Consider the following 5,709-nt stretch of genomic DNA (forward strand, 5'->3'; position numbering starts at 1 on the left):
GGAAAAGTTAAGTTTAGATATGTGATAGATATGAAGACTTTAAATTAATTATAAAATGTGTTGTTAAAAAAATTTTTTTCATGTTTAATCCCTTGAGTAAAGGTAGCCTCGTAAATCTGCGGGGCAATCTTTACCTTAATATGAAAATCAGAGAAAAGAAGGAGAAAGAAAATGATAAAACAAAAACTAATTTTTATTACAGCGATTATTATGTCCATATTTTTTATTTACGGATGCAATAATCAAAATAACAATCAATATGAAGGAAAAATTATTTTGGAAGAGCAAGGAAGTTTCGCTTTCGGCGGGACTGTTAAGAAAGCATCGGGAGAGTTTAACGGATACTATTTGTTTCCAAGCTCGAACGGGCAAACTTATCATAGCGACCATGGATACGCTTTTTATCAAATTCCGATTAACGCTCGAAAATATCCGATAGTATTTTTGCATGGCGGCGGACAATCGGCAAAAAGTTTTGAAACCACGCCAGACGGCAGAGAAGGATTTCAAAATATATTTTTGAAAAAAGGCTTTAGCGTGTATTTAGTAGACCAGCCAAGAAGAGGAAGAGCGGGAAGAAGTTCCGTTCCTGTTACGATTAATCCGACTCCAGACGAGCAATATTTATTTAATTTCTTCAGATTAGGATTTTATCCCGATTTTTATGACGGAGTTCAATTCAAAAAAGACGAAGAAACTTTGAATCAATACTATCGTCAAGTTACGCCGAATACTGGGGCTTTTGACGAAGAAGTCGTATCGGATGCGATGTCGGAACTCTTTAATAAAATTGGCGAAGGAATTTTAGTCGCTCATTCGCAAGGAGGCGGACCCGTTTTCTATACGGCGATAAAAAATAATAAAGTCAAATCTTTGGTATTATACGAGCCAGGAGGTTGCACTTTTCCTTTTCCAGCGGGAGAGTTGCCCAATTCAAACAATATAACTATGCCAACTTATCTTCCGATTAAAGAAATAAGTTTGGACGATTTTAATAAACTCGCTAAAATTCCAATAGTATTATATTTCGGAGATTTTATTCCAAAAGAACATTCCGAAAATCCTTTTTTGGAAGAATGGAGATTGAGAATAGAATTAATGAAAATTTGGGAAGAGACTTTGAAAAGACATGGCGGAGATATTGAAATAGTTATGCTGCCAGAAGCGGGAATACATGGCAATACGCATTTTCCATTTTCCGATTTGAATAATGAGGAAGTTGCAGATTTGCTTTATAAATATCTTGAAGATAAAAAATTAAATTAAGGATGGTAAAATTTTGAAGAGAATAAAATATTTAGTTTTAATAATTGTCGTTTTATTTATGTTTTCATGCATAAATAAACCAAAAAATTCATTAAATATGATAGGAGAAAGAACAATGAAAGCTAATGAAAAATATAGAGAATTATTGAAGAGAGATTTTGAAGTTTCAAAAGAAGACGAAGATTTGCAAAATATATTCAATAATTTCGTTTACGGAGAGGTTTATAATCATGGAAGTTTAGAACCTAAATTAAGAGAGCTTATAACTTTAGTTTCACTTACGGCAAGTCAAGGGAACGGCATGATAGCGGAGCATGTCGAAGCGGCTTTGAATGTGGGAGCGAGCGCAATTGAAATAAAAGAGGCTTTATATCAATGCGCTCCTTATGTGGGTTTTCCAAAAGTGTTTTCGGCATTAGAAGAAGCGAATAAAGTTTTCAAAGACAAAAATATAAAACTTCCTCTGCCGTCTCAAGCTACGGTTTCGGATAATACGAGATTTGAAAAAGGCTTGGAAATTCAAACCAATACTTTTGGACAGAGAATATTGGATGCTCATGCAAACGCTCCAGAAAATCAAAAACATATTCAAAATTATTTGTCCGCTATGTGTTTCGGAGATTTTTATACGAGAGAAGGTTTGGACATGAAAACGAGAGAGCTTTTGACTTTCATAATGATAATCTCTCTTGGCGGACAAGAAGCTCAAGCTACGGGACATGCAAGAGGCAATTTATCCGTTGGCAATAGCAAAGACACTCTTATAGAAGCGGTGACTCAATGCATTCCGTATATAGGCTATCCGAGAACTCTAAACGCTATAGCGATAATAAACGGTATTAATTAATCGCGAGGAGGCGAGATAAAAAAATATTAAAAACAGAAAATTAAAAACTAAAAAATAAAATTAAATATTTTTTAAGGAGATAAAATGAATAGTATAAAAAATAAAAAAATTTAATAATTCTTTTTATAATTGTTTTAACGGCGTTAAATTCATGCGCAAAAAAGAACAATCGACAAAAGAAAAATCAATACAAGAAAAGGAGAATACAATGAATACTATTGCAAATCCAAGCGAAGAGGCAAGAAGAAACGCCTCAAAAAATCAGTTCGGTTTAGTTTATAAAGGAGCTATAACCGAAAATAAAAATGGAGAAGTTAATATGCATCCCGTTTCTTATAAAATAAGAGAAAATAAAATTGTGGCGAATATTTATACTCCCGCGAATTTTGACTCAAATAAAAAATATCCCGCTATTGTCGTGGCTCATCCAAACGGAGGCGTGAAAGAACAAGTTGCGGGACTTTACGCTCAAAGGCTTGCGGAATTAGGATACATTACGATAGCTTTTGACGCCGCTTATCAAGGCGGAAGCGAAGGTTTGCCAAGAAATATCGACATTCCTGCCAATCGAGTGGAAGATATTAGAGCCGCCGCAGATTTTCTATCGACTTTCAACGGAGCGGATGTCGACAAATTGGGAGTTTTGGGAATTTGCGGAGGCGGAGGATATACGATTAAAGCCGCTCAATCGGATAAAAGATTTAAAGCTGTAGCCACTTTAAGTATGTTCGACAGCGGACTTGTTCGCAGAAACGGTTTTTTAGATTCTCAAATCGACACAATTCAAGAAAGATTGAAAGAAGCGAGCGATTCGAGACAAAAAGAAGTTTTGACGGGCGAGGTAAATTATACGAGTTCCGCACCAAGCAAATTGTCGGAAGAGGAACTTTCAAAAATATCAACCGATTTATATAGGGAAGGGATGATATATTACGGAGACACGCATGCTCATCCTAATTCCACTTTTGCCTATACTACAAGCTCTCTATTGGATTTGATGAGTTTTGACGCGACAAATAATGTCGAGCTTATAAATCAGCCTCTTTTGATGATTGTTGGAGATAACGCCGATACTAAATATATGAGCGAAAGAGTTTTTGAAAGAGCGAGCGGAACTCAAAATAAAGAATTATACGAGCTTAAAAACGCCACTCATATTCAAACTTATTTTAGAGAGGATTTAGTTGACGAAGCGGTAAAGAAATTGGAAGAATTTTACAAAAATAATTTATAATAGGTTTAATAATTAAAAATACCGATAATTAGCGTAAAATTTTTTTCATGTTTTTCCTAAATTGATTTTAAAGTTGTCTCGTAATTCTGCGAGGCAATCTTTATTTATTGAATTTTGCTTAATTTTTATTTATACCAATTTTACAATATGTATCATATTAAAAATTCAAAAATCTCTGAGCAATTATTTTTCGTATTTACGCAAATATTCAATAACTTTTTCTAAAAATTTTGGATTGTCTTTAAATCTTCCAAGTCCCGTATTACAGCTATCGCAAATCCATTCCCTGCCTTCTCCCGTTTCATGATTATGGTCTCTAACGAGATTTGCCGTAACTCCGACTATGCTTCTTTTTTCGCATATAGGACATACAAAAATACTTCCTTTCGTTGGAGCTATTTTATCCATTCTCTTCTTTTCCGTATTTGAAAGTTTTACTCCGTCTATAGTTTTTCTACACTCTCTACAACTTGGTCGAGTAGTTTTTATTCCCTTTGCATCGGTTTGATTTATCTCAAATTCATCGGTAGGTTTTAATATATGGCAAATATTACATATTTTATTTTTATAACCCTTCCCCGTTTTATAAATATCAATAATTTCTAAATTTTCAATTTCTGTTCTTTTAAGTTCGTTTTTTCCAATAAATAAAACCATAGCAAAATTTCCATTGATAGCTTTAATAACGCCTACGGAATTTTTAACGATATTGTCTATATTTTTATTTGCTATTACAAAATTGTCTATGTCCATACTAATCCCGATATTTTTTTAATCTATTTTTTGAGATTTCTATATATTCTTCGCTTATATCTACTCCGATAAAATTTCTATTGGATAAAAAAGCCATTTTGCAAGTCGTCCCAGAACCGCACATTGGGTCAAATACTATGTCTCCTTCGTTGCTCCAAGATAAAATATGGTCGAGAGCGAGTTGTTCTGGATAAACAGCGGGATGTTGAAAAGCTTCTTTATCGTTGGTAGTTCCGCCTAAACCTACGGCATAATACCAAATATTACTTTTTGTTTTTTCTTTTTTCAATTCTTTTAATACTTTATTATTTTTAGCGTCAGCACCTTTATTTGCCACAAGCATTTCCATGCCGTTTCTTACGGTAGGCTCTTTAATCGGGTTGAAAGTTTTAGGTTTTCCTTTAGAAAAAACAAACATATACTCATAACTATTTGTATAAGCGTTGGAACGCATAAACGGAGTATTTTTCTTTGCATATATCATAACATCATGAACATTAAAACCTATTTTTTGAAAATATAAAGCCTGTTTGAAACTCGTTAAACTTTTATTGCCGTTTTTAATTTTATCTCCCACAATCCAAACCACAATTCCGCCTTTTTTTGTAATTCTATAAAGCTCGGTAGCTATTTCTTTAAAATTAAAAGTATATCCGTTATAATTTCTTAAATTATCGTAAGGGGGCGATGTAATTATTAAATCAACGCTATTATCCGCCATATTATTTTTCATAAAATTAACGCATTCGTCTACATGAAAATTATTTAATATCAACGATAGATTTGAATTAACCTCAAATTTAGTTTTTGTCTGCATAAAGATTATTATTCCTTTTATAATTTTAAATAATAATATAGCATATATATTATTGCAAGTTTAATTAGAATAAATTTTATTATATATAAATCAATACGAAAAATATTTGACAAACTCTATAAAAAAATTATGGATATATAAAATATATTTCCTTTTCTAAATTATAAATAAAATCAAATTTTACTATTGACTCTGGAGTTAACTCTAATGTTATAATATAATAATTAATAATATTTTATAATTTTAAGTATTTCAATAATCAAAATTTTTTAAGGAGCAAATTATGACTATAGCCGAAGTGAGCAAAAAAATTAATCTTTCAGCCGACACTTTGAGATATTACGAAAGAATAGGATTAATTCCAGAAGTAAACAGAACAGAATCGGGAATAAGAAATTATACCGAAAAGGATTTGGGACATTTGGAATTCGTAATATGTTTTAGGAACGCGGGCGTATCGATAGAAACTTTAATAGAGTATATGAGACTTTATAAACAAGGGGACTCGACTTTGGAAGCGAGAAAACAATTATTGATTTCGCAGCGAGAGATAATGCAAAAAAGATTGGACGAGATTCAAAATACACTTGATAAACTCAATTTCAAAATAGACAATTACGAAAAGATTTTAATTGAAAGAGAAAAAGAATTATTAACTTCCAAATAAAAAATAATCTATTTTTATTTGTATTGCCACGCCGTTTGCTCCGCCGAGAGGCGATGACAAATTTTTTTTATTTAACCTATTGACAAAAAATTAAAACATGCTATTATTATTAAAAATAATTAATA

General features: G+C 32.1%; 6 protein-coding genes. 4 read left to right on the plus strand and 2 right to left on the minus strand.

What is annotated here, in order from left to right:
* Nucleotides 1–171: 171 nt before the first annotated feature.
* The 3 genes from EZH24_RS06475 (at nt 172) to EZH24_RS06485 (ending at nt 3,347) form a co-directional block, all read left to right on the plus strand.
* On the plus strand, nt 172–1,266 hold the full coding sequence (locus tag EZH24_RS06475) for an alpha/beta hydrolase (RefSeq protein WP_170310844.1): 1,095 nt from the start codon (nt 172–174) through the stop codon (nt 1,264–1,266).
* A 58-nt stretch (nt 1,267–1,324) separates the two neighbouring features.
* Nucleotides 1,325–2,113 (plus strand): carboxymuconolactone decarboxylase family protein, encoded by a 789-nt coding sequence (locus tag EZH24_RS06480; RefSeq protein WP_137998320.1) that lies wholly within the window; start codon nt 1,325–1,327, stop codon nt 2,111–2,113.
* Between the two features lie 151 nt (nt 2,114–2,264).
* Nucleotides 2,265–3,347, plus strand: coding sequence for an alpha/beta hydrolase (locus EZH24_RS06485; protein WP_201798572.1), 1,083 nt, complete (start codon nt 2,265–2,267; stop codon nt 3,345–3,347).
* A gap of 183 nt (nt 3,348–3,530) precedes the next feature.
* Here the strand turns inward: EZH24_RS06485 and EZH24_RS06490 are convergent, their stop codons facing one another.
* Nucleotides 3,531–4,100, minus strand: coding sequence for an Hpy99I family type II restriction endonuclease (locus EZH24_RS06490; protein WP_170310845.1), 570 nt, complete (start codon nt 4,098–4,100; stop codon nt 3,531–3,533).
* Nucleotide 4,101: 1 nt separating this feature from the next.
* A complete protein-coding gene (locus EZH24_RS06495; protein ID WP_137998317.1) occupies nt 4,102–4,917 on the minus strand; it encodes a DNA-methyltransferase in 816 nt (271 codons plus the stop codon).
* 283 nt (nt 4,918–5,200) lie between these two features.
* On the opposite strand from EZH24_RS06495, the gene EZH24_RS06500 reads away from it, so the two are divergent.
* Nucleotides 5,201–5,584, plus strand: coding sequence for a MerR family transcriptional regulator (locus EZH24_RS06500; RefSeq protein ID WP_137998318.1), 384 nt, complete (start codon nt 5,201–5,203; stop codon nt 5,582–5,584).
* Nucleotides 5,585–5,709: the final 125 nt, after the last annotated feature.

Origin of the sequence: Brachyspira catarrhinii (genome assembly GCF_005518285.1) — a bacterium.
Classification (GTDB): domain Bacteria; phylum Spirochaetota; class Brachyspiria; order Brachyspirales; family Brachyspiraceae; genus Brachyspira; species Brachyspira catarrhinii.